The following is a 22,685-nucleotide window of genomic DNA, read 5'->3' on the forward strand; positions in this document are numbered from 1 at the left end:
GCTCCGCGCTTTCTGACGGGGCTCATCGGTCGCCCTCCGACGCATGTTGTTCGACCCGCAACGCCACACCCCTGAGCCCGATCCTCGGAATTCCGCCATACCGGCCCCGGAGGTATCCGCGCTCCATGCTCTCGTCCGGCCGTACACCCACCTCCGTGAGCGGATACAGCTCGGACTCACCGGTGCTCCTCTTCTCCGTGATCCAGACCTGGTCCCGGTCGAGAGGACGTTCGAGATGGGCCTTGCCGAGCAAGGTCACATCGTGGCCGGTGAACACGAGTTGCGCGCCGCGCGGGTTGGCGACCAGGTCTCCGAACAGACGGATGACCTCGGCGACGATCACCGGATGCAGGCTGGATTCCAATTCGTCGACCAGCAGAACGGCGCCATCGTCGAGCGCCTTGAGCATGGGGCCGAGAAAGGCCAGCCAGGCGAGCGTCCCGAGGGACTCCTGGTGGCGGATGTCGAACGGCACCTGACCGTCCTGCCCCTGATGGATCAGCGATATCTCAGGAGGCTCGTCGCCCCGGTCCTCCACTTCGACACCGGTCACCCCCAGATCGGCGACTGACAGCAGACCTTCCACGCGCCTGCGGAAATCCGGATTCAGCAACTCCCGTCTCATCTCGACATCACGCCGATGCTGATCATCACCGGGGCCGAGGAACCAGAGATTGTCGTTGAACCAGGTGAACAACGGCGCAAGTTGCCGGACGTGCAACGAACCGGCGGCTGTGAGGAACAAGGCGTTCGGCCTCGTGTATTCGATCAAGGGCCTTTTCGGCCCCTTGAGCCGGTCGCTGGGGAACCGGTACTCATCGGAGCGATCGGCATCACGATCGAACCAGACCTGCCGACGGCGGCTGCCTCGCGGATAGACGTGCAGCCATTCCGTTTCCACCCTGACGTCCGACACCTCGAACCCGTAGACGTAGCGGGTGCCCTCGATCACGACGTCGACCTCGAACAAGGAGGTCTCCTGCTCCGCCTCACGGTTCAGGGCGAACCGGTGCCTCGGCACCCCCTTGACGCGGGCCCAGTCGGCGACGGAATCGAGCACCGCATGGCGCATCCAGCGCATGGCGGCGAGCACGTTGGTCTTTCCCGAAGCGTTCGCACCGAAGATCGCGGCTACAGGAGAGATTCGCAGTCCATCGACCGTCCGTGCGACTCGATCTCCTCCCACCGGCGCGAGCAGGGACAGCTCGAACTCTCCGCGGAACGAGAGAACGTTCGCGGCCCGGAAACCCACCAGCATGCCAGCCGCCTTCTCGATGAGGCCTCTGACCGCATCCTAGAGCTTGATGCGCGGAAAGTTTTCGCAGATGCCCTTCAAATCGGCAGGCGATCCTCATCTGCCTCTGGATGCCGGGCGCTACTTGCCCAGACGAAATCCAGGCGGAGGGGTGGGCGGGGCTGGAAACGACTCGACCGCGCTGCCGCAGGGTATGCGGTGTGCGCGGTCGAGGATTCGACGTCGGGACCGGGATGCCGTCCCTACGCCCCGGCGCGCCGGCAGATCGTGCCGGTCGCGCCCGGTCTTGGGGAGCACCCGCGGATCAGGGAAGATCTACGGGTGCTGTCCGGCCGTCTTCAGCGGGTGGCGCGGTTGACGGCGGAGATGATGGCCTTGAGAGAGGCGGTCGTCGTGTTGGCGTCGATGCCGACGCCCCACAGGACCTGCGTTCCGTTGGCGTCGCCGACCTCGCACTCCACGTACGACGCGGCCTTGGCGTCGGCGCCCGCGCTCATCGCGTGCTCGGTGTAGTCGAGGACGCGCACCCGCACTCCCACGCTCTCCAGCGCGTCGCAGAAGGCCGAGATGGGGCCGTTGCCGACACCCTCGATCTCCCGGATCTGGCCGTCGATCCGCACGTCGGCGTTGATCGCGTCCTTGTCGTCCACGGCGGAGGTGTGCCGGTGGGCCAGCAGGCCGATGCGGCCCCAGGGGCTGGCCGGGTTGGGCAGGTACTCGTCGGAGAACCGCTCCCACATCTCGGCGGCGGTGACCTCGCCGCCCTCGGCGTCCGTACGGGCCTGGATGACGCGGGAGAACTCGATCTGCAGGCGTCGCGGCAGGTCGAGCTGGTGGTCGGCCTTCATGATGTAGGCGACGCCGCCCTTGCCCGACTGGCTGTTGACCCGGATGACCGCCTCGTACGAGCGGCCGATGTCCTTGGGGTCGATCGGCAGGTACGGCACGGCCCAGGTGAACTGGTCGACCGGCACCCCGGCCGCCGCCGCGTCGCGCTCCAGGTGGTCGAAGCCCTTCTTGATGGCGTCCTGGTGGGAGCCGGAGAAGGCGGTGTAGACCAGCTCGCCGCCCCAGGGGTGGCGCGGGTGCACGGGCAGCTGGTTGCAGTGCTCGACGACCCGCCGGAGCTCGTCCATGTCGGAGAAGTCGATCTCGGGGTCGATGCCCTGGGAGAACATGTTCATCCCCAGCGTGACCAGGCAGACGTTGCCGGTCCGCTCGCCGTTGCCGAACAGGCAGCCCTCGATGCGGTCGGCGCCGGCCATGTAGCCCAGCTCGGCGGCGGCCACCGCGGTGCCGCGGTCGTTGTGCGGGTGCAGCGACAGCACGACCGAGTCGCGGTAGGCCAGGTGGCGGTGCATCCACTCGATCTGGTCGGCGTACACGTTGGGGGTGGCCATCTCGACCGTCGCCGGCAGGTTCAGGATCACCTTGCGGTCGGGCGTGGGCTGCCACACGTCGTTGACGGCGTTGCAGACCTCGACGGCGTACTCCAGCTCGGTGCCGGTGAAGGACTCCGGCGAGTACTGGAAGTAGATCTCGGTGCCCTCCATCGTGGCCGCCAGCTTCTTGCACAGCTTGGCGCCCTCGACGGCGATCGCGGTGATGCCGTCCCTGTCCTGGCCGAAGACGACCCGGCGCTGCAGCGTGGAGGTGGAGTTGTACAGGTGGACGATCGCCTGGCGGGCGCCGCGCAGCGACTCGAAGGTCCGCTCGATCAGCTCGGGCCTGGCCTGCGTCAGCACCTGGATCACCACGTCGGAGGGGATCCGGTCCTCTTCGATGATCTGGCGGATGAAGTCGAAGTCGGTCTGCGACGCCGCCGGGAAGCCGACCTCGATCTCCTTGTAGCCCATGCGTACCAGCAGGTCGAACATCTTCAGCTTGCGGTCGGCGTCCATCGGGTCGATCAGCGCCTGGTTGCCGTCGCGCAGGTCGACCGCACACCACCGCGGCGCCTTGGTGATGACCTTGTCGGGCCAGGTGCGGTCGGTCAGCCGTACGGGCTCGTACGGCGTGTAGCGATGGAAGGGCATGGGGCTGGGCTGCTGTTCGTTGGTCATGATGCTCCTCGTCGGACGCGCGGCGGCCCCGTCTTCTGCCCGTGTGCACACGACGATCACGTCGTCACGATGGGTAAGGGGGCGCCGAGGGATGAACCAGGGCGGCCGACGCGCATGACTCTCGCCACCGCGGCGAGGGAGCCGGCCTCTTACAGGCCCTCGCCGCGGCGGATAAGAAGAAGAAGTCCGCGCAGCATGTCAAGCAGACTAGCAGACGCCTCGGCGGGACGAGACATGCGATCAGATGGCGAGACGGGCCACGGAACGGGGGCGGGTTAGGGTGTGCCGTGGACGAAGGAGGGGTCAGATGGAGGACAACCAGATCCTGGGGCAGATCAAGGACCTCGTCGAGGAGGAGCACTCGCTGCGCGAACGGCTCGTCGCGGGTGAGCTGACCTCGGAGGAGGAACACGCCAGGATCGCCTCGCTGGAGGAGCAGCTCGACCGCTGCTGGGACCTGCTCCGGCAGCGCCGGGCCCGGCGCGAGATGGGCGAGGACCCCGACAACGCCGCTCCGCGCCCCGTCAGCGAGGTGGAGAACTACCTGCAGTAAGGGTCCGCTCCGGCGCCACGGACCCGCGCCGCTCCGTCGGGCCGGAACCTGCCCGGCCACGGCGGAGGCCGCGCCCCCGCGCCACAACCGCCCCGCCACCTCGCCGCGACAAAATGGTTCGCGCCGCGAAAAGGCGGTGCGGTTTCCTGTCGGCATGCACATCGAGCGCGTCGCCGCCGCGGAGCACGAGATCGGCCCGGAGGACGGCCCGGCAGGTCTGGGCGGCCTGTACGAGATCGCCCGGGTCTGCGCCTGGCCCGGCCCGGCCATGTCGTGGCGGCACTTCGCCGCGAGCGCCGCGAGCGGGTCCTCCGGAGAGCGTACGGAGACCTGGGTGGCGCGTGACGGTGGCGAGGTGGTGGGCGGCCTCATCCTCCGCCTGCCGGCGCACGACAACACCCACCTCGCCCTGCTCCAGGTGATGACCCATCCCGCCCGCCGGCGCGAGGGCATCGGCGGAGCGCTGCTCGATCACGCCTCCGCGCGGGCTCACGCGGAGGGCCGGAGCGTGCTGGTCGGCGAGGCCCCCGCGGACGGCCCGGGCTCGGCCTTCGCCGACGCCCGCGGTTTCTCCCGCGCCACCACCGAGACCCGGCTGGTGCTCGACCTGCCCGCGGCGGACTGGTCCGGCCTCGAACTCCTGCGGGCCCGCGCCGTACGGCACGCCACCGGATACTCGCTCGAACGGTGGGCCGGGCCGACCCCCGCCGACCTGCTCGACGACATGGCGCGGCTGAACGAGGGCATGAACGACGAGCCGCTCGGCGACCTCGCGATGGAGGACCAGCGGTGGAACGCGGAGCGTGTGCGCGCCCGCGACGAGATGCTCTCCCGGGCGGGCCAGCGGACCTACACCGTGATCGCCCGCCACCTGAGCGGTGGAGATCCGGCGGGATACACTCAGCTCGTCATGGACGCCGAGCAGCCGGAGGGATGGGTCCGCCAGTCCTCCACGGCGGTGCTCAAGGCGCACCGCGGCCGGCGCCTCGGTCTGGTGCTCAAGCTCGCCAACCTCATGTGGCTGCGCGCCTGCGAACCCTCGGCCGAGCGTGTGATCACGTGGAACTCCGTCGAGAACCCGCACATGCTGGCGATCAACGAGGCGATCGGCTTCACGGTCTTCGACACCTGGAACGGCCTGCAGCTCGCCGTCTGATCGCGGTCGATCCGCCGTGACAGCCCGACGTCCGGCTACGGGCTCAGGCCGGTCCTGGCCTCGCCGGTGACCGGATCGTACGGGAAGGAGAGATGCTGATGAATCATCACCCACACGCCGTCTCGCCTCTCGAACACGCGGGTTCCGCGTGACCACGTCTCGGCGCTCTCGCCGCCGGCCTGCTCGACCCGGATGTTGTTGAGCCCCCACGCGACCGCCAGGTCCTGCCTGACCAGGATCTTGAGGTCGGGGACGTCCCAGCTCACGCCGCCCTCGGTGGCGGCGTCGAGGCCACGCGCGCAGACCTCGCGCACCGCCTCGACGCCACGAAGTCGCAGCGGCCCGTCGTGCTCGTAGGAGACGACGTCGTCGGCGACGCCGGTCATGAGGCCTTCCAGGTCCCCGGCGGCGGTGCGGGCGAACCACCGGCGGTGCAGTTCCCTCACCTCCTTCTCGGCCGCCGTTCCGGAATCGGCGTCCGGCTCGACGTACGGGAACGAGTGGTGCTCGTGGGCGATCACCCATCGGTCGTCCTGCCTGCGCAGGCCGAGCGTCAGCCGCAGGCGCATCCGCGGATTCGCCGCGAGCTCTTCCGGGCTGCCGCAGCGCAACAGGGCGTGGGCGAACGCGACGTCCTCCCCCGCGGTCACGTCCAGCGACTCGATCTCGAAGCAGGCGCCCCGCACCTGCCAGGCGAAGAAGGGCGGCCACGTCTCGCGGTAGGCGTCCAGGCCTCGCACGCCCTCGTACGGCGGCGGCACGTCGAACATCACGATGTCGTCGGCGTGGCCGGCGACCACCCCGTCGATGTCGCCGCGGTGGACCGCCTCGGCCCAGCGCTCGATCAGGTCGCGGATCCGCTCGTAGTCGTCGGTCATCCGGCTCGGTCCTTCCGGGTTGTCGCTGATGGTTCCTGTCAGCGTCTACAACCCGCGGCGACCGCCGGACTCATCGCTCTGCGAGGGCATCAGTTCCTCCGGCAGGCCGAACGCCGGCAGGTCGGCGTCCAGGAACGAGACCACCTCGGCGATCAACGGTCCGCGCAGGGCGAGCAGGTCCAGGCCCGCAGCGGTGTAGACGCCGCGGTCGGCGTCCCAGAGGTACGTCCCGAACGCGACCTGCCCGTTCGCCCGCGCCGGCAGGAAGCGCCAGCGACGGTTCGCGGCCGTCTCCAGCAGGAAGCCGCGGATGCCCTCGTGACCGTGAAACCAGGCCGTCAGCGGCGGCATCGAGTACTTCGCGTCATGGGTCAGCATCGCCACGATGGCGTCCACGTCCGCGGCCTCCCATGCGGCGGCGTACCGCCGGGCCGTCTCCCGCCACGCCGGCTCGCCCAGCAGGCCGAGGGTGCGCCGCTGGGTGACCGGCGGGACCAGGCGGCCGAGCGTGGCGCGGGCCCGCTGCAGCGCGCTGTTGACCGCGGCGACGGTCGTCTCCAGCAGACCGGCGACCTCGCCTGCGCCGTAGCCGAGGACGTCGCGCAGCAGCAGCACGGCCCGCTGCCGAGCCGGCAGGTGCTGTAGCGCGGCGACGAAGGCCAGCTCCACGCTCTCCCGCGCCACGGCGCGCGCCTCCGGGCCCAGCTCCTCCGTCCAGCTCGTGAACCGGTCGGGGAAGGGCTCCACCCACGCCGCCTCGGCCGCCGGCGCGCCTTCAGGGCTCAGATCGGCGGGCAGCTCACGCCGTCCGCGCCGTTCGATGAGCGTCAGCGACCTGTTCGTCGCGATCGCGTACAGCCATGGCCGTAGGGAGCCCCGGTCATCGGCAGGTCCAGTGGCCTCGAACCGCGGCAGGGCACGCCAGGCCCGGTCCAGCGTCTCCTGGACGACGTCCTCCGCGTCGTGGACCGACCCCAGCATCCGGTAGCAGTGGGCGCGCAGCTCGTCCCGCAGCGGCCCGACCAGGCGCCCGAAGGCGTCGCCGTCACCCGAGCGGGCCGCGGCCAGCAGTCCGGCGCCGGACTCCCCCGTCCGGCCGACCGTTTCCTCACCCATCGGCCCATCCTGCCCCGTCTCCGGGCGGCGGTGCCGGAGACGACGGAGGAAGCGGTCGGGCCGTGCGCAGTGCCGGGTCCGTACGGCCCCCACCCCGAAGGGTGCGGAGCCCGCGGCGCGGCCAAAGGCGTTCACACGCGCGATCGCTTCCTCCCTTCCAGGGTAAGGGCATGGCCGCGACCGGCGACAGGGCTCAGACGGACAACAGGCGGTGGACCTCCTCGTCCTGCAGGTCCCGCGCCGCGCCGGAGCGTACGACCCGCCCCGCGTCGAGGATCAGGAAGGCGTCGGCCAGCCGCAGCGCGAGGTCCAGATACTGCTCCACCAGCAGGATCGCGAGCCCGGTCGCGTGCAGGCGCTCGACCGCCTCCTCGATCTCCAGGATGATCGAGGGCTGGATGCCCTCGGTCGGCTCGTCCAGGATCAGCAGCTTCGGCCGGGTGACCAGGGCGCGGGCCATCGCGAGCTGCTGCTGCTGGCCGCCGGACAGGAAGCCCGCCGGCCGTTTGAGCAGCGGCTTGAGCCGGGGGAAGACCTCCAGGGCCTCCTCCACGGCTGCCTGGTCGCGGTGCGCGGACGCCTCCAGCGTGACCAGCAGGTTGTCCATCACGCTGAGCTGCGCGAATGTCTCGTGTCCCTGCGGCACGTAGCCCATGCCGAGTCGTACGCGCTGGTCGGGGCGCAAGCGGGTGACGTCCCTGCCCTCGAACGTCACCCTCCCGCCGGTCGCCGGGAGCACGCCCATGACGGTGTTGAGCAGGGTCGTCTTGCCGACCCCGTTGCGGCCCATCACGCAGACGAGGCGGCCGGGGGGCACCTCCAGCGAGACTCCGAAGAGCACCCGGGCCCGGCCGTACCCCGCTTCGAGTCCCTCAACGGACAGCATCCTCGGCACCCTCCCGCGCGCGTCCCAAGTAGATCTCCTGCACGTGCGGATCGGCCCGCACCTCGTCCACCGAGCCCTCCATCAGCACCTTGCCCTCGTGCAGGACGGTCACCTGGGAGGCGTACCGGCGCAGGAAGTCCATGTCGTGCTCGACCACGATCACGGTGTGGTCGCGGGCGATCTCGGTGAGCAGTTCGCCGGTGCGCTCGCGCTCGTCCGACGCCATGCCCGCGACCGGCTCGTCGAGCAGCAGCAGCCGGGGCCGCTGGACGATCAGCATGCCGATCTCCAGCCACTGCCGCTGCCCGTGGGACAGCACCCCGGCCCTGCTGCGCGCCAGCGGGGTCAGGCCGATCGTCTCCAGTGCCGCCGCGACCTCCTCCGACACCCCGCGCCCGCGGCGCAGCAGCGACCACAGGGGACGGCGGAACGACGCGGCGAGGTCGAGGTTCTCCAGCACCGTGAGCTCCTCGAAGACCACGGAGGTCTGGAAGGTGCGGCCCACGCCGAGCCGGACGATCTCGTGCTCCCTGCGGCCCGCGAGATCCTGGCCCTCGAACCGCACCGATCCCGCGGTGGGCCTGGTCAGGCCGGTGATCACGTCGATGAGCGTGGTCTTGCCCGCGCCGTTCGGCCCGATGAGGAACCGCAGTTCGCCGCGCCCGACCGTCAGGTCCACGCCGTCGATGGCCCGGAAGCCGCCGAACGCGACCTGCAGCCCTCTGATCTCAAGTAACGCCGTCTCCGGAGACGTGGTCTCCGCCGGGGCCTCGCTCACGTCCCGGCCTCCCTTCTCCTGCGTACGAGCCCGGCGGCCAGGCCGGCGATGCCCCGGGGCGCGAGCGTCATGACGAGGACGAACAGGGCTCCCTGCAGGTACAGCCAGGCGGCCGGAAGCTCCTCGCTGAAGTACGTCCGGGCGTAGCCCATGACGACCGCGCCGAGCAGCGCGCCCGCGAGGGCGAAGCGGCCGCCGACGGCCACCCCGACGACGAGCTCCAGCGAGGGGACGACCCCCAGCAGCGCCGGCGAGATGATCCCGACCACCGGCACGAACAGCGCTCCCGCGATGCCGGCCATGCCCGCCGAGACGGCGAAGGTCAGCGTCTTCACGGTGGCCGGGTTGTACCCGAGGAAGCGCACCCGGTCCTCGCCGTCCCTGACCGCCAGCAGCAGCCGCCCGAACCGGCTGCGGACGAGCTGCCGGGCGCCCAGGTAGAGCACTCCCAGCACGACCGCCACCGTCAGGTAGAGCCCGCGCTGCGTCTCGTCGGCGGCGAGGTCCTGTCCGAAGAAGTCGAAGAAGTTGGTCAGCCCGTTCGTGCCGCCGGTCAGTCCCTGCTGCCCCACCAGCAGGATCACCAGGGCCGCGGCCAGGGCCTGGGTGAGGATCGCGAAGTACGCCCCGCGCACGCGCTGGCGGAACACCAGCGCGCCGAGCAGCAGCGCGACCACGACGGGCACCACGACGGCCATGGCGAGCGCGAAGACCGGGTTGCCGAACGGTGTCCACAGCGCCGGGAGCTTCTCCACCCCGCTCCAGACCATGAAGTCGGGCAGGTCCCCGCCCGCGTCGTGGAGCTTGAGATACATGCCCATCGCGTAGCCGCCGAGGCCGAAGAACACCCCCTGCCCGAGCGTCAGCATGCCGCCCTGCCCCCACGCGAGGCCGATGCCCAGCGCCACGATCGCGTAGCACAGATACTTGGCCAGCAGGCCGAGCCGGAACGGCTCCAGCAGCAGCGGCGCCACGACCAGGGCGAGCAGCGCCACCGCCGCGAAGGCCGCCGGGCCCTGCCACCGGCGCGGCTCCCGCCGTACGACGGGCGGCGCCTCGGCGGGCGCCTCGACGGCCGTCACGTCAGCGCCCGCGATCGGACGAAGAACAGCCCCTGCGGCCGGATCTGCAGGAACCCGATGATCGCCACGAACACGATCACCTTGGCCAGGCTGGCGTCGCTCCAGAACTCGGCGTAGGAGTTCAGCAGGCCGAGGCCGATCGCGGCCAGCACCGCGCCGCGCAACTGCCCGAGACCGCCCGCCACGACCACCAGGAACGCGTCGACGATGTAGTACGTGCCGAGCGTCGGCCCGACCGGGCCGATCAGCGTGAGGGCGACCCCCGCCACCCCGGCCAGGCCGGAGCCGATGAAGAACGTCCGCTGGTCGACGCGCCCGGTGTCGATGCCGCTGGTGGCCGCGAGCCTGCGGTTCTGCATCACCGCCCGCATCCGCCGCCCCTGGCCGGTCTTGTGCATGTACGCCCAGATGGCGAGCACCGACAGCACGGCGAGGGCCATGATGAACAGCCGGTTGTACGGCAGGATGCCGAGGCCCCCGCGCAGCCAGGCCGGTGAGACGACCTGCACGTTGGGCGCCCCGAACAGGTCCCGGGCCAGTTGCTGGAGCATCAGGCTGACTCCCCAGGTGAGCAGCAGCGTGTCCAGCGGGCGGCCGTAGAAGCGCCGGATCAGCGTGCGCTCCAGCACCAGGCCCATGAGCCCGGCGACCACGAAGGCCGCCGGCAGGGCGACCAGGAAGCCCACGCCCTGCAGCAGGTAGGCCGTGTAGGCCCCCGCCATGATGAACTCTCCGTGGGCCATGTTGATCACGCCCATCTGCCCGAACGTGAAGGTCAGCCCGAGAGCGATGAGCAGCAGGACCGCTCCGATCGACAGTCCGATCGGCAGCTGGTTCAGCACCCCTTCCACGTCACCTCCCGACGTTGTCCCGCGCCGGGGCGCGGCGCGCCCCGGTCGCGGCTGTGTACGGTCATCGGCGGCGGTCAGACCAGGCCGCCGGCCCAGGAGTACGTCTTGAGGTAGGGGTCCGGCTTGATCGGCTCACCGGAGTTCCAGACCTCCTTGATCTGGCCGTCCGGCTGGATGACGCCGATGCGCGCCGTCTTGTACACGTGCTGGTTGTCGCCGTCGATCGTGACCTTGCCCTCGGGGCGGTCGAGCGAGACGCCGCCGGCCGCCTTCTTCACGGCCTCGACGTCGGTGCTCCCGGCCTTCTTGGCGGCCTCGGCCCACAGGTAGACGGCGTTGTATCCGGCCTCCATGGGGTCGGAGGTCACCTTGTCCGCGCCGTACTTGGCCTTGAAGGCGGCGACGAACTTCTGGTTCGCCGGGGTGTCGGTCGTCTGGTAGTAGTTCCAGGCCACGAGCTGCCCGGCGACGTTGTCGACGCCGATGCCCTTGACCTCCTCCTCGGCCACCGACACCGACATGACCGGCATCTGCTCGGCGCTGACCCCGGCGCTCTTGAGCTGCTTGAAGAACGCGACGTTGCTGTCGCCGTTCAGGGTGTTGAACACCGCGTCCGGCTTCGCCTCGGTGATCTTGTTGACCAGCGTGCTGTACTCGGTGTGCCCGAGCGGGGTGTACTCCTCGCCGAGGACCTCCATGCCGTTCGCCGCGGCGTACGCCTTGATGATCTTGTTCGCGGTCCTCGGGAAGACGTAGTCGCTGCCGACGAGGAAGAGCTTCTTCTTGCCCTTCTCCTTCAGGTAGTCGAGCCCGGGGACGATCTGCTGGTTGGTCGTCGCTCCCGTGTAGAAGATGTAGGGGGAGCTCTCCAGTCCCTCGTACTGGACCGGGTACCACAGCAGCGCCTTGCGCTTCTCGAAGACGGGGAGCATCGCCTTGCGGCTCGCCGACGTCCAGCCGCCGAAGACGGTGGCGACCTTGTCCTGCGCGATCAGCTTGGTGGCCTTCTCCGCGAACGTCGGCCAGTCGGAGGCGCCGTCCTCCACGACGGGCTCCAGTTTCTTGCCCAGCACCCCGCCCGCCGCGTTGATCTCGTCGATGGCGAGCAGCTCGGCGTCCCTGACCGTGACCTCGCTGATGGCCATGGTGCCGCTCAGGGAGTGCAAGATGCCGACCTTGATGGTGTTTCCACCCCCGGACGAGGCCGATGTATCACTTTTTCCAGATTGTCCAGCGCATGCCGCGAGCGTCACCGTCGAGAGAGCGATGACCGCCCCGGTACGCCATAATGAGTTACGCAAGTGCCTCTCCTTGCCGCCTACGGCCCCCGCGCCGATCCGTCTGCCGCAAAGGTGAGCGCGCGCTATTTCCCGTCGAAATCACGACGGTTAACAACTCATTAGCGAAGCCTCACCGCCTTCCGGATACGCATACGAAATGCCTGGGTAACGCGGGAGAAACCGCGGGTACCTATCGTCCCGCCATGCGGCTCACTCCACACGAACAGGAACGGCTCCTCATCCACGTCGCCGCGGGCGTGGCCCGCGACCGCAAGGAGCGCGGCCTTCGCCTCAACCATCCGGAGGCGACGGCCCTCATCGCGTCCTTCCTCCTGGAGGGCGCCCGGGACGGCCGGAGCGTCGCCGACCTGATGGACGCCGGCCGCAGGGTGCTGCGGCGCGAGGACGTCATGGACGGCGTGCCCGAGATGCTGGAGTCCGTCCAGATCGAGGCCACCTTCCCCGACGGCACCAAGCTCGTCACCGTCCACCAGCCGATCTCATGAGCTCGGCGAGCGGCGCGGGCGCGCCGGGCGAGATCCTGTACGGCGAGGGCGACGTGCCGCTGAACCCCGGCAGAAAGCGGATCACCCTGAGGGTCGTCAACACGGCGGACCGGCCGGTGCAGGTCGGGTCGCACTACCACTTCGCCGCCGCCAACCCCGGTCTGGAGTTCGACCGGGAGGCGGCCTGGGGCCACCGCCTCGACATCCCCGCGGGCACCGCCGTCAGGTTCGAGCCCGGCGTGGAGCGCGACGTGACGCTGGTTCCGCTCGCGGGCGCGCGGGTGGTGCCCGGCCTGCGCCCCGAGTGGGCCGGGCCACTGGACGGAAGACCGACGGGTACCGAAAGGACGATGGGTGCCTAGTATCGAGCGCTCCCGCTACGCCGCGCTGTACGGGCCGACCACCGGCGACCGGGTGCGACTGGCCGACACCGACCTGTACGTCGAGGTGACCGAGGACCTCTCGATGGGGCCCGCCGGGGCCGGCGACGAGGCCGTGTTCGGCGGCGGCAAGGTCATCCGCGAGTCGATGGGACAGGCGCGCGCCACCAGAGCCGAGGGCGCGGCCGACCTCGTCGTCACCGGCGCGGTGATCCTGGACCACTGGGGGGTCGTCAAGGCCGACATCGGCGTGCGCGACGGCCGCATCGTCGCCATCGGCAAGGCCGGCAACCCCGACACGATGGACGGCGTCCACCCCGATCTGGTCATCGGCCCGTCCACCGAGATCCTCGCGGCCAACGGCAAGATCGTCACCGCGGGCGCGGTCGACTCGCACGTCCACCTGATCTGCCCGCAGATCCTCGACGAGGCGCTCGCCTCGGGCGTGACCACGATCGTCGGCGGCGGCACCGGGCCCGCCGAGGGCACCAAGGCCACCACCGTGACCGGCGCCTGGTACCTCGGCCGGATGCTGGAGTCGCTGGACGCGTACCCGGTCAACGTGGCCCTGCTCGGCAAGGGCAACACGGTCAGCGAGGAGGGGCTGCTCGAACAGCTCAGGGCCGGCGCCTCGGGCTTCAAGCTGCACGAGGACTGGGGCACCACCCCCTCCGCCATCGACGCGTGCCTGCGGGTGTGCGACGCGACGGGCGTGCAGGTCGCCATCCACACCGACACCCTGAACGAGGCGGGGTTCGTGGAGTCGACCCTGGGCGCCATCGCCGGCCGCGGGATCCACGCCTACCACACCGAGGGCGCCGGGGGCGGGCACGCGCCGGACATCATCACGGTGGCCTCCCACGCCAACGTGCTGCCGTCGTCCACGAACCCGACCCGGCCGCACACGGTCAACACCCACCACGAGCACCTGGACATGCTCATGGTGTGCCACCACCTCAATCCCTCCATCCCGGAGGACCTGGCCTTCGCCGAGTCGCGGATCCGGCCGTCGACGATGGCGGCCGAGGACGTGCTGCACGACATCGGCGCGATCTCGATGATCGGCTCGGACTCCCAGGCGATGGGGCGCGTGGGCGAGACGGTCATCCGCACCTGGCAGACGGCGCACGTGATGAAGCGCCGCCGGGGCGCGCTGCCCGGCGACGGCCCGGCCGACAACCTGCGCGCCCGCCGGTACGTCGCGAAGTACACGATCAATCCGGCCGTCGCCCACGGGCTCGACGCGGAGATCGGCTCGGTCGAGCCCGGCAAGCTCGCGGACCTCGTCCTGTGGACCCCGGCCTTCTTCGGGGTCAAGCCCGATCTCGTGATCAAGGGCGGGGTCATCGCGTACGCGCAGATGGGCGACGCGAACGCGTCGATCCCGACGCCGCAGCCGGTGCTGCCCCGCCCGATGTTCGGCGCGGCCCCGGCCACCGCCGCGGCGACGTCGCTGCACTTCGTCGCGCCGCTCGCGCTGGAGGACGGCCTCGCCGACCGGCTGGCGGTCCGCAGGCGGCTGGCCCCGGTGGCCGACGTCCGCTCCCGGCGCAAGGACGCGATGCCCCTCAACGACGCCCTGCCGGACATCCGGGTGGACCCCGACACGTTCGCCGTACACGTGGACGGCGAGCTCATCGAGCCCGCCCCGGCCGAGACGCTGCCGATGGCGCAGCGCTACTTCCTCTTCTGAGAGGTGCGATGGACGGCATGCGCGGAGACCCGGCGGCACTGTTGCTGCTGGCGGACTCCCGGCTGCCCGCGGGCGGGCACGCCCATTCGGGCGGGGTGGAGGAGGCCGTGCGGCTCGGCACGGTCACCGACGTCGACGACCTCGCGCGGTTCCTGCGCGGCAGGCTCGCCACCGCCGGCCTCGTGACCGCGGCCCTGTCCGCCGCCGCCTGCGAACTCGCGGCCGGCGAACCGGACGTCGTCGGGGGGGCCGGTGGGACGGCCGCGGCCGGTTCGCCGGCCCCGCCCGTCCGGCCGTACGCCATGGACGCGTCGTGGCGGACAAACGGCAACGGCGGGCCGGGTGCGGCGGCGGCCGAGGTCGCGGCGGCGGAGGACCTCCGCCGGCGGCTGTGGCGGCGGCTGGACGACGAGGCCGACGCGCGGACCGCGTCGCCCGCCCAGCGGGAGGCCGCACGGACCCAAGGGCGGCTCCTGCTGCGCACCGCCCGCCGGTTGTGGCCGTCGCCGGCCCTGGAGACGCTGGCGCGGGCCATCCCGGAAGGTCCGCATCACCCGATCGCGCTGGGCGCCGCCGCGGCGTCCGCGGGCTGCGAGCCCCAGCAGGCCGCGCTGGCCGCCGCCTACACCTCGGTGACGGGCCCGGCCACGGCCGCGGTGCGGCTCCTCGGCCTCGATCCGGTCACCGTCCACCGGCTGCTCGCCGACCTCGCGCCGGCGCTCAACGACGCGGCCCACGCCGCCTGCGCGTCCCTCATGGACACGGTCCTGACGGACACGACGCTCACTGACACGACGCTCGCGGACCCGGCACTCGACGACGCGGCACTCACGGACACGACACCGGCGGGCCCGGCTCTGAGCGGCCCGGCTCTGAGCGACCCGGCTTCGAGCGACCCGGCTTCGAGCGGCCCGGCGGGCATGGACACCCCGCCTGGCAGCGCCGGTCCTCCGCCGGGCGACGCGCCCGGACCCGACCAGACGGGATGGCGGGGAGGCTGGGCGGGGCTGCCCGGGCACAGCGCGCCGGCCCTCGACCTCCTCGCCGAAGGACACCTGGCCAACCCGATGAAGCTCTTCGTCTCCTGACACCTCCCGAGACGTCCCCGACGTCGCCGACCGGGCCGCGACCCACGCCGCGGCTCACGAGCAGAAGGGTCCAGATCATGGGCGCCTACCACGACGACCTCCACGACGCGGCCGAGCCGGACGGGCGGGCGCTCCGCCTCGGCATCGGCGGCCCGGTCGGCAGCGGCAAGACGGCCCTGGTGGCGGCGTTGTGCCGCAGCCTCGGGCCCTCCCTGCGGCTCGGGGTCGTGACCAACGACATCTACACCACCGAGGACGCCGACTTCCTGCGCCGGGCGGGGGTGATCGACCCCGAGCGGATCCAGGCGGTGCAGACCGGCTGCTGCCCCCACACCGCGATCCGCGACGACATCGCGGCCAACATCGACGCGGTCGAGACGCTGGAGGAGCGGTTCGGGCCGCTCGACCTGGTGATCGTGGAAAGCGGCGGCGACAACCTCACCGCCACCTTCAGCCGCGGCCTGGCCGACCGGCAGATCTTCGTGCTGGACGTGTCCGGCGGCGACAAGGTGCCGCGCAAGGGCGGGCCGGGGGTGACGACGGCCGACCTGCTGGTGATCAACAAGACCGACCTCGCGCCGATGGTCGGCGCCGACCTGACCGTGATGTCCCGCGACGCGGCGGCCGTGCGGGAGGGCAGGCCGGTGCTGTTCACCTCGATCAGGGAGGACAGGAGCGCGCACATGGTCGCGCAGTGGGTGACCGACATGGTCGACGTCTGGCGTCACGACCACGGCGTCGCCCACCACCACGGCCTCTCCGCGCACGGTTCCTCCGCGCGGCGTGTCCCGGAAGACGTCTCCCCCGATGGGGTCGCCGCAGACGGGATATCCGTCGACGGGGTCACCGCGGACGACGTCGCGCCGGAGCGGAAGGAGCACGGGGAGCAGCAGTCGCGTCCCGTCACCGCGCCGTGAGCACGGCGGCGGTCACCGCGCGGGCGCTGATCAGGACGAGCATGGCCGACGGCGGCGGCACCCGGCTGGAGACCCTCCGGTCGGACCCGCCGCTGACCCTGCGCCGGACCGGCCCGCGCCGGGTGCATCTGGTCTCGACGGGCGCCGGTCCCCTGCGGGGCGACCACCTCGATCTCGGCGTGGACGTCGCGCCGGGCACGTCGCTGGAGGTGTGCTCGGTGGCCGCCACGCTGGTGCTGCCGGGCCTCGCGGAGGCCCCCTCGGTCATGCTGGTGCGGGCGCGGGTGGGGGCCGGCGCGACGCTGCGCTTCTCCCCCGAGCCGACGGTGCTCGCCGCCGGGTGCTCCCACCGCCTCGTCGTACGGCTCTCGCTGGCGGAGGACGCGACCGTCCTGTGGCGCGAGGAGATCGTGTTCGGGCGGCACGGGGAGCGGCCGGGCCGCTGCCACGCGAGGTTCGACGCCACCGTCGCCGGACGTCCCCTGCTCCGGCAGAACCTCGTGATCGGCGAGGAGACCGTGGACGGCAGCCCGGCCGTCTACGGAGACGCCCGGTGCGTCGGCTCCACCCTGGTCGCGGGCCCCGCCTGGCGGCCCTCGGCCGGGGACAAGCGGGAGCGGCGGGCGGTGGTCGGAGAGGGCTGGGCCGCGCTCCCGCTCGCCGGTCCCGGCGTGCTGGTCTCCGCCCTGGGCGCGGACGCGGTGCAGCTCAGGCGGCGGCTCGAACACGGCGAGGACGCCGCCGCGTCACACGCGACCGGCTGAACCGTGCCTACAGCTGAACCGCGCCCATGGACCCTGCCCACAACTGAACCGTGCCCACAACTGAACCGTGCCCACAACTGAACCGTGCCCACAACTGAACCGTGCCGATGGGCCCTGCCCACAGCTGAAGCGTGCCCCCGGCCACCCCGTCCCCGCCGAATCTCCGCCCGGGACCGCACCCGATCTCCGCATCGGGCGGCGCCGGGCCGTAGCCTGGTGATCGTGCCGGAACCCACGCCGCATTCCGCCCCCCGACCGCACCGCACGAGCGTGGCCGGCGCCCTGCGGGCCGCCGGAGTGATCGCCGCGGGATTCGTGCTGGCCGTCGCCGCACTGCTCCCGTGGGCCGGACTCACGGCCGAGTTCGGCGTGATCGACGCGTCGCTCACCGCCGTACGCGGCGTCGACGAGGGCCCCGGGTGGGTGGTCCTGGGCGCCGGGATCGCCGCGATGCTCCTCGGCGTCCTCGGCGCGATGCGTAACTGGCTTTTCACCGGGCTGGCGATCCTGCCGGGCGCGGTCGCGGCGTTCGCGCTGGCGATGTTCCTCGCCGATCCGCGCGACCTGGTGAGCCGGCTCGACTTCCAGGTCTCCGGACTGCTCCGGGTGCACCCGACGGTCCAGTACGGCTGGTTCGCCGGCCTGCTGGCCTCCGTCGCGCTGGCCGTGCTGGCCTGCGCCGCGCTGCTCCGCCGCCGCTGATCGTGCCGCCGACCATGCCGCCGGACCACCGCCGCGGGCGGCGGGGTCAGTCGTAGAAGCCGAGCCGGCGCAGCTGCTTGGGGTCGCGCTGCCACTCCTTGGCCACCTTGACCCGGAGGTCGAGGTAGACCCGGGTGCCGAGCAGGGCCTCGATCTGCTGCCTGGCGCGGGTGCCCACGTCCTTGAGCCGGGCGCCGCCCGGGCCGATGACGATCGCCTTCTGGGACTGCCGCTCGACGAACATGTGGGCGTACACGTCGAGCAGGTCGTCGCGGCCCTCCCGGGGGTTCATCTCCTCCACCATGACGGCGATCGAGTGGGGCAGCTCGTCCCGCACGCCCTCCAGCGCCGCCTCGCGGATCAGCTCGGCGACGAGCACCTGCTCCGGTTCGTCGGTCAGCTCGCCGCCGACGTACAGCGGGGGCGACTCGGGCAGCCGCTCGATCAGCACGTCGGCGAGGACGCCGAGCTGCTCGCCGCTCTGCCCGGACACCGGGACGATCTCGGCGAACTCGGCCAGCGCGGACACCGCGAGAAGCTGGTGCGCGATCTGCTCGCGGGTGGCGAGGTCGCACTTGGTCACGACGGCCACGACCGGGGTCTTCTTGACCGCGGCGAGCTTCTCGACGATGAAGCGGTCGCCCTTGCCGATGGCCTCGTTGGCCGGGACGCAGAACCCGATGACGTCGACCTCGGTGAGCGTGGACAGCACCAGGCTGTCGAGCCGCTCACCCAGCAGGGTGCGCGGACGGTGGAAGCCGGGGGTGTCGACGATCACCAGCTGGGCGTCCGGCCGGTGGACGATGCCGCGGATGGCCCGCCGCGTGGTCTGCGGCTTCGACGACGTGATCGCCACCTTGGTGCCGACCAGTGCGTTCATCAGCGTCGACTTGCCGACGTTGGGCCGGCCGACGAAGCAGGCGAAGCCCGCGCGGAAACCGCTGGGTTCGGCGTTCACGTCAGATGTACCGGCCCTTCAGCGAGCCGTCCGGGGCGGCCAGGAACAGCGTGCCGTTGCCCATGTCCTCGACGATGGAGACGTCCTGCTCGCCGGGTTCGTCGGCCTCGCTGACGATCGCCGCCGCCTCCAGCGACTTCGCGCCGCTGGACACGGCCATGGCCACGGCCACCTGGAGGGCCGAGAGGCGGAGCGAGGGCAGCGTCACCGTCGTCGCGGCGTACGTGCGGCCCGTCTCGTCACGCACCGCGGCGCCCTCCGGGACGCCCGCGCGTGCCCGCGCCGACCTGGCCAGCGTGATGATTTTGGTGTCCTCGGGGTCCAGCGTCTCTGTCACCCGTCAAGCGTACCGACCTCCCGGACGAGCAACCGGGCCAGTTCGGCCGTACGGGCCGGGTCGGGCGGGGTCAGCCCCGCGTGCACGAGCGTGATCAGCGTGTGGCCGGAGCGGGCGACGACCAGGTGCATGCGGTAGGGGTAGCCGCCGGCCCTGCCTGTCAGCCCGCGGGCGGCGGCGTCGGGACCGCCGATGCCCGGCAGCGGCACCGGCGAGGCCTTCAGGCGGTCGTACGGCGTGCCCGCGTCGGCGGTCGCGCAGCGGATCAGGGCGGCGCGCAGCACGTCGAGGTGCTGGGCCGCCTCGTTCCCGTCGTAGACGGCGAGCCCGACGCCGGCCAGTTCGCCGAGGTGCGGCCCGTCGTACGTGGCCGCGGTCACGGCTGCGGCGCCACCGAGGCCGTCACGCGGAGGCCTGCCCGCCGCGGCGTCGAAGAGGGCGCGGCAGGCGCTCGCGCGGGGGCGGAACGGCGCCCGCCAGGGCGCCCGCGCGTGGCTGAAGAAGCCCTCGGGAAGATCCCGCATCGTCCCCAGCACGCCCCTCAGACGCCCCGTGCTCCGCGCCGCCATGGCGTCCCGCGTGGCCCGCACACCCGTGCCCCGGGTCGCCGGCGCGCCCGCGTCCCGGGTGGCACGGGCGTCCTGAGTGGCACGGGCGTCCTGGGTCGCACCCGCGTCCGACGTGGCTCGCGCGCCCGCACTGTCCGTGGCGAGGGCGCCGGTCGTCCGAGGGGAATCGCGGATGGCCCGCACGGTGGTGTATGTCGCGACGCTGGGCCCGGTGACGAGGGCCAGGAGGCCCGCGACTGCCGCGTGGACGATCCGCATGTCCGCCTCCCCGCCGCTCGGGCGCGTTGCCGGAGGTTGTCCTTCCCCGGACCGGAAGCGGGTAATCACTTTGCGTAACCGATACGGGGCTTCCACCTCGGAAGGTGAAAGCCCCGCACCGCTTACGGATCCCCCACGAGAGTTGCCGGTGCGCCGCGAACCCCTCCCGGAGCGCCGGTCTCCCTATGAGGCGCCCCGAACCCCTTCTGGGCGCCTGGGACAACAATGGCAGGGCGCACTTGCAAGCCGCTTAAAGAAGGCTTGCACCCGTCGGCGGGCTCTGCGTCTCCCGCAGCCGGTCACGGGCCACCGAGGCGTAGTCTCTGGCGGGCCGCGCCCCCTGGCCCCGCCCGAGCCCGCTCTCCCGCCGCGCGTAGCGGAGGTCGGCCCGCTCGGCGGCGGTCAGGGCGTACCGCGCCGCCCGCACCGGATCGCCGCCCAGCGCGTGGTGGTGCGCGAGCGCCGCCGCCTCGTCCGGGCGCAGCCGTTCGAGCGCCGCCGCCACCCGGGCGTGCGTGCGGGCGCGGCGCAGCCGTGGCATCGCGCCGTACACGGTGTCGCGGAGGACCGGGCTGGCGAAGCGAAGCCCGCCGCCGCCGGGTTCGACCAGCACCCCGGCCAGGAGCGCCGCCTCGGCCGCGTCCATCACAGCGTCCTCACCGCCGCCGTGGACGGCCACGAGCACGTCGAGGTCCACGCCCCCGGCGTGGGTCCCCGGGACCTCGGCGTCGAGCACCGCCGCCTCGCCCAGCACCGTACGCACCCGGGCGGGCAGGACGGCGAGGCGCGCCGCGAGCACGTCGCGAACTCCGGCGGGAACGGTCGTCAGGGCCGCCGCCTCGCCCTCGGCCGCGATCAGGCGCGCGGTCTCCCGGAGGAAGAAGGGATTGCCCCCGGTCCGTGCGGCGACCGCGGTCAGGGCCGGGCGGGTGACCGGCACGCCGGCGACGGCGGTCACGAGGCCGGCGGCGGCGCCGGGCCGCAGGCCGCGCAGGGCGATCCGGAGCGGTTCGCGCCGGGCGAGCGCCGCCATCGTCCCGGCCAGCCGGCCCGCCTCCTCCTGCCTGAAGGTGCAGACGACGGTGACGGCCGCGCCTGCCGTCTCCACGACGACCTCCACGAGGGTGTCCAGCGTCTCGCGGTCGGCCCGGTGCAGATCCTCGACGACGAGCATGATCGGCGCTTCGGCGGCCGCGGCGCGCAGGTGGGCCGCGACCGCCCGCCGCCCGTGGAACCCCTCGCCCCGCACGCTCTCGGCCCCGTGCTCGCCGAACGGCACGGCCGTCGTGAGCGTACGGAGGATCTCGGTCCAGGCCCAGCCGGGCGGCGCGCCCCGGGTCGCCGGGCAGCGCCCGATCGCGACCCGCGCGCCCTGCCCCGCCCGGACGGCGGCGGCCTCCTCGACGAGCGCGGTCTTGCCCATGCCCGCCTCGCCGCTGACGAGCGCGACGCCCTCGGACCGGTCCAGCAGAAGCGACAGCTCGCTCCGCCGCCCGAAGAGCCGGACGCGGCCCTCCCCGCCTCCGGGCGCCGCCGTGAGAGCCGTCGCGGGGCCCGCTGTGGAGATTCTTAGGAGAACCGCTCCATCGGCCACTGTGGGGACCGCTCGCGGCGCTGCCGCCGCGGAGGCCGCTCCGGGCGGTTCCGTGAACGTCGCCGGCGGCACCGCCACCGCGCCGGGCTCCGCGGGGTTGACACGCGGCCCGGTTTCGCGCGTCGCGATGCCGCGGACGGGGATGTCGCCCCCGGGTAGGTCGCGCGCGAAACGGGGGCGTGCCGCATGGTCGTCCCAGCCGGCCGTACGGGCCGGGCCGGGCAGGTCCAGCTCGGGGGAATGGGCGAGGATGCCGGCCTCCAGGCGGCGCAGCGCGGGACCGGGATCGACGCCGAGCTCCGCCACGAGCATGCGGCGGGCCTCGCGGAGCGCGGCGAGCGCGTCGCCCTGCCTGCCCTGCCGGTAGAGCGCGGTGGCGAGCAGCCGCCAGCCCTCCTCGCGCAGCGGGTGCTCGACGAGGTGGGCGCGCAGATCCGCGATCACCGAGCCGGGCGTGCCGAGCGCCATCACCGCCGACGCCCGCTGCTCGACGGCCGTCGCCCGAAGCTCGTCGAGCCGGGCGATCTCGTTGAGCGCCCAGTCCGCCGACGCGAACTCCAGGTACGCCGGGCCCTTCCACAGGGCGAGCGCCTCCTCCAGCGCGGCGACCGCTGCGGCGGCGTCGCCGTCGAGCAGCCGCCGGCTGCCCTGCCGCACCAGTTCCTCGAACCGCCAGGCGTCCACGTGCTCGGCGCGCAGGGCGTACCCCGGGGGCACGGTCACCAGGAGCCTGGCCGGCGTGCGGATCGTCCGCCGCGGCTCCAGGGCCCGGCGCAGGTGGGAGACGTACGTCTGGATGGAACCGGCGGCGCCCGGGGGCGGCTGGTCTCGCCACAGGTCGCTGATCAGCCGCCCGACGGGCACGACCTGGCCCCGGGCGACCAGAAGGCGCCCGAGCACCGAGCGCTGACGAGGGCCGCCGAACTCGATCGGCCCGTCTTCGCCGATGGCTTGAAGCGCTCCAAGTACGGAGAAGACCGCCATGGGGGGCACATTACAAGGCCGGATATGTCCAGACCAG

General features: G+C 72.2%; 22 protein-coding genes. 9 read left to right on the top strand and 13 right to left on the bottom strand.

What is annotated here, in order from left to right; translation table 11 throughout:
- Positions 1 to 22: 22 nt before the first annotated feature.
- Positions 23 to 1,258, bottom strand: a complete 1,236-nt coding sequence (locus tag FED44_RS17955) for an AAA family ATPase (RefSeq protein WP_138461366.1) — start codon at positions 1,256 to 1,258, stop codon at positions 23 to 25.
- 335 nt (positions 1,259 to 1,593) lie between these two features.
- A complete protein-coding gene (gene leuA, locus FED44_RS17960) occupies positions 1,594 to 3,318 on the bottom strand; it encodes a 2-isopropylmalate synthase (protein WP_111697181.1) in 1,725 nt (574 codons plus the stop codon).
- A gap of 307 nt (positions 3,319 to 3,625) precedes the next feature.
- Here leuA and FED44_RS17965 point away from each other — a divergent pair, with 307 nt between their 5' ends.
- Together FED44_RS17965 and FED44_RS17970 are read left to right on the top strand one after the other, a co-directional pair.
- Positions 3,626 to 3,871, top strand: coding sequence for a DUF2630 family protein (locus FED44_RS17965; RefSeq protein WP_111697182.1), 246 nt, complete (start codon positions 3,626 to 3,628; stop codon positions 3,869 to 3,871).
- A gap of 154 nt (positions 3,872 to 4,025) precedes the next feature.
- A complete protein-coding gene (locus FED44_RS17970) occupies positions 4,026 to 5,027 on the top strand; it encodes a GNAT family N-acetyltransferase (RefSeq protein ID WP_138461367.1) in 1,002 nt (333 codons plus the stop codon).
- A 35-nt stretch (positions 5,028 to 5,062) separates the two neighbouring features.
- Here FED44_RS17970 and FED44_RS17975 read toward each other — a convergent pair whose 3' ends face one another.
- The 7 genes from FED44_RS17975 to urtA all read right to left on the bottom strand — a co-directional run bounded on the left by FED44_RS17975 (position 5,063) and on the right by urtA (position 11,871).
- The gene (locus tag FED44_RS17975; RefSeq protein ID WP_138461368.1) at positions 5,063 to 5,905 is read right to left on the bottom strand and encodes a YybH family protein; all 843 of its coding nucleotides are present in this window, start codon (positions 5,903 to 5,905) and stop codon (positions 5,063 to 5,065) included.
- A 45-nt stretch (positions 5,906 to 5,950) separates the two neighbouring features.
- Positions 5,951 to 7,021 (bottom strand): sigma-70 family RNA polymerase sigma factor, encoded by a 1,071-nt coding sequence (locus tag FED44_RS17980; RefSeq protein WP_138461369.1) that lies wholly within the window; start codon positions 7,019 to 7,021, stop codon positions 5,951 to 5,953.
- A 193-nt stretch (positions 7,022 to 7,214) separates the two neighbouring features.
- Positions 7,215 to 7,907 (bottom strand): urea ABC transporter ATP-binding subunit UrtE, encoded by a 693-nt coding sequence (gene urtE / locus FED44_RS17985; RefSeq protein ID WP_138461370.1) that lies wholly within the window; start codon positions 7,905 to 7,907, stop codon positions 7,215 to 7,217.
- Positions 7,894 to 8,685: an urea ABC transporter ATP-binding protein UrtD gene (gene urtD, locus FED44_RS17990; protein ID WP_138461371.1), complete on the bottom strand. Its 792-nt coding sequence runs from the start codon at positions 8,683 to 8,685 to the stop codon at positions 7,894 to 7,896. The genes urtE and urtD overlap by 14 nt, the downstream gene beginning before the upstream one ends.
- Positions 8,682 to 9,767, bottom strand: coding sequence for an urea ABC transporter permease subunit UrtC (gene urtC, locus FED44_RS17995; protein WP_111697188.1), 1,086 nt, complete (start codon positions 9,765 to 9,767; stop codon positions 8,682 to 8,684). Before urtC ends, urtD begins: the two co-directional genes overlap by 4 nt.
- Positions 9,764 to 10,618: an urea ABC transporter permease subunit UrtB gene (gene urtB, locus FED44_RS18000; RefSeq protein WP_111697189.1), complete on the bottom strand. Its 855-nt coding sequence runs from the start codon at positions 10,616 to 10,618 to the stop codon at positions 9,764 to 9,766. Before urtB ends, urtC begins: the two co-directional genes overlap by 4 nt.
- A 74-nt stretch (positions 10,619 to 10,692) precedes the next feature.
- Positions 10,693 to 11,871, bottom strand: coding sequence for an urea ABC transporter substrate-binding protein (urtA, locus tag FED44_RS18005; protein WP_244302064.1), 1,179 nt, complete (start codon positions 11,869 to 11,871; stop codon positions 10,693 to 10,695).
- Between the two features lie 230 nt (positions 11,872 to 12,101).
- On the opposite strand from urtA, the gene FED44_RS18010 reads away from it, so the two are divergent.
- The 7 genes from FED44_RS18010 to FED44_RS18040 all read left to right on the top strand — a co-directional run bounded on the left by FED44_RS18010 (position 12,102) and on the right by FED44_RS18040 (position 17,948).
- Entirely contained in the window at positions 12,102 to 12,404 is a 303-nt protein-coding gene (locus tag FED44_RS18010) for an urease subunit gamma (protein WP_111697191.1), read from the top strand.
- Positions 12,401 to 12,766, top strand: coding sequence for an urease subunit beta (locus tag FED44_RS18015; RefSeq protein ID WP_138461373.1), 366 nt, complete (start codon positions 12,401 to 12,403; stop codon positions 12,764 to 12,766). Before FED44_RS18010 ends, FED44_RS18015 begins: the two co-directional genes overlap by 4 nt.
- Positions 12,759 to 14,477, top strand: coding sequence for an urease subunit alpha (locus FED44_RS18020; RefSeq protein ID WP_138461374.1), 1,719 nt, complete (start codon positions 12,759 to 12,761; stop codon positions 14,475 to 14,477). The genes FED44_RS18015 and FED44_RS18020 overlap by 8 nt, the downstream gene beginning before the upstream one ends.
- 8 nt (positions 14,478 to 14,485) lie before the next feature.
- Positions 14,486 to 15,565, top strand: a complete 1,080-nt coding sequence (locus FED44_RS18025; RefSeq protein ID WP_244302035.1) for an urease accessory protein UreF — start codon at positions 14,486 to 14,488, stop codon at positions 15,563 to 15,565.
- Positions 15,566 to 15,642: 77 nt separating this feature from the next.
- The gene (gene ureG, locus FED44_RS18030) at positions 15,643 to 16,482 is read left to right on the top strand and encodes an urease accessory protein UreG (RefSeq protein ID WP_111697194.1); all 840 of its coding nucleotides are present in this window, start codon (positions 15,643 to 15,645) and stop codon (positions 16,480 to 16,482) included.
- The gene (locus tag FED44_RS18035) at positions 16,479 to 17,246 is read left to right on the top strand and encodes an urease accessory protein UreD (RefSeq protein WP_244302036.1); all 768 of its coding nucleotides are present in this window, start codon (positions 16,479 to 16,481) and stop codon (positions 17,244 to 17,246) included. Before ureG ends, FED44_RS18035 begins: the two co-directional genes overlap by 4 nt.
- A gap of 222 nt (positions 17,247 to 17,468) precedes the next feature.
- Positions 17,469 to 17,948: a hypothetical protein gene (locus FED44_RS18040; RefSeq protein WP_133305843.1), complete on the top strand. Its 480-nt coding sequence runs from the start codon at positions 17,469 to 17,471 to the stop codon at positions 17,946 to 17,948.
- Positions 17,949 to 17,994: 46 nt separating this feature from the next.
- Here the strand turns inward: FED44_RS18040 and era are convergent, their stop codons facing one another.
- The 4 genes from era to FED44_RS18060 all read right to left on the bottom strand — a co-directional run bounded on the left by era (position 17,995) and on the right by FED44_RS18060 (position 22,648).
- Entirely contained in the window at positions 17,995 to 18,906 is a 912-nt protein-coding gene (gene era / locus FED44_RS18045) for a GTPase Era (RefSeq protein ID WP_111697196.1), read from the bottom strand.
- A gap of 1 nt (position 18,907) precedes the next feature.
- Positions 18,908 to 19,243: a cytidine/deoxycytidylate deaminase family protein gene (locus FED44_RS18050; RefSeq protein ID WP_111697197.1), complete on the bottom strand. Its 336-nt coding sequence runs from the start codon at positions 19,241 to 19,243 to the stop codon at positions 18,908 to 18,910.
- Positions 19,240 to 20,070, bottom strand: coding sequence for a hypothetical protein (locus tag FED44_RS18055; RefSeq protein WP_138461375.1), 831 nt, complete (start codon positions 20,068 to 20,070; stop codon positions 19,240 to 19,242). The genes FED44_RS18050 and FED44_RS18055 overlap by 4 nt, the downstream gene beginning before the upstream one ends.
- A gap of 250 nt (positions 20,071 to 20,320) precedes the next feature.
- Positions 20,321 to 22,648: a BTAD domain-containing putative transcriptional regulator gene (locus FED44_RS18060; protein WP_138461376.1), complete on the bottom strand. Its 2,328-nt coding sequence runs from the start codon at positions 22,646 to 22,648 to the stop codon at positions 20,321 to 20,323.
- Positions 22,649 to 22,685 lie beyond the last annotated feature (37 nt).

This window comes from Microbispora triticiradicis, assembly GCF_005864065.1.
GTDB classification, from domain to species: Bacteria; Actinomycetota; Actinomycetes; order Streptosporangiales; family Streptosporangiaceae; genus Microbispora; species Microbispora triticiradicis.

Bases quoted from the DNA above. Each gene is read 5' to 3' on its own strand.
- FED44_RS17955 (WP_138461366.1), bottom strand. From the start codon at position 1,258: ATGCTGGTGGGTTTCCGGGCCGCGAACGTTCTCTCGTTCCGCGGAGAG.
- leuA (WP_111697181.1), bottom strand. From the start codon at position 3,318: ATGACCAACGAACAGCAGCCCAGCCCCATGCCCTTCCATCGCTACACG.
- FED44_RS17965 (WP_111697182.1), top strand. From the start codon at position 3,626: ATGGAGGACAACCAGATCCTGGGGCAGATCAAGGACCTCGTCGAGGAG.
- FED44_RS17970 (WP_138461367.1), top strand. From the start codon at position 4,026: ATGCACATCGAGCGCGTCGCCGCCGCGGAGCACGAGATCGGCCCGGAG.
- FED44_RS17975 (WP_138461368.1), bottom strand. From the start codon at position 5,905: ATGACCGACGACTACGAGCGGATCCGCGACCTGATCGAGCGCTGGGCC.
- FED44_RS17980 (WP_138461369.1), bottom strand. From the start codon at position 7,021: ATGGGTGAGGAAACGGTCGGCCGGACGGGGGAGTCCGGCGCCGGACTG.
- urtE (WP_138461370.1), bottom strand. From the start codon at position 7,907: ATGCTGTCCGTTGAGGGACTCGAAGCGGGGTACGGCCGGGCCCGGGTG.
- FED44_RS18010 (WP_111697191.1), top strand. From the start codon at position 12,102: ATGCGGCTCACTCCACACGAACAGGAACGGCTCCTCATCCACGTCGCC.
- FED44_RS18015 (WP_138461373.1), top strand. From the start codon at position 12,401: ATGAGCTCGGCGAGCGGCGCGGGCGCGCCGGGCGAGATCCTGTACGGC.
- FED44_RS18025 (WP_244302035.1), top strand. From the start codon at position 14,486: ATGGACGGCATGCGCGGAGACCCGGCGGCACTGTTGCTGCTGGCGGAC.
- ureG (WP_111697194.1), top strand. From the start codon at position 15,643: ATGGGCGCCTACCACGACGACCTCCACGACGCGGCCGAGCCGGACGGG.
- FED44_RS18055 (WP_138461375.1), bottom strand. From the start codon at position 20,070: ATGCGGATCGTCCACGCGGCAGTCGCGGGCCTCCTGGCCCTCGTCACC.
- FED44_RS18060 (WP_138461376.1), bottom strand. From the start codon at position 22,648: ATGGCGGTCTTCTCCGTACTTGGAGCGCTTCAAGCCATCGGCGAAGAC.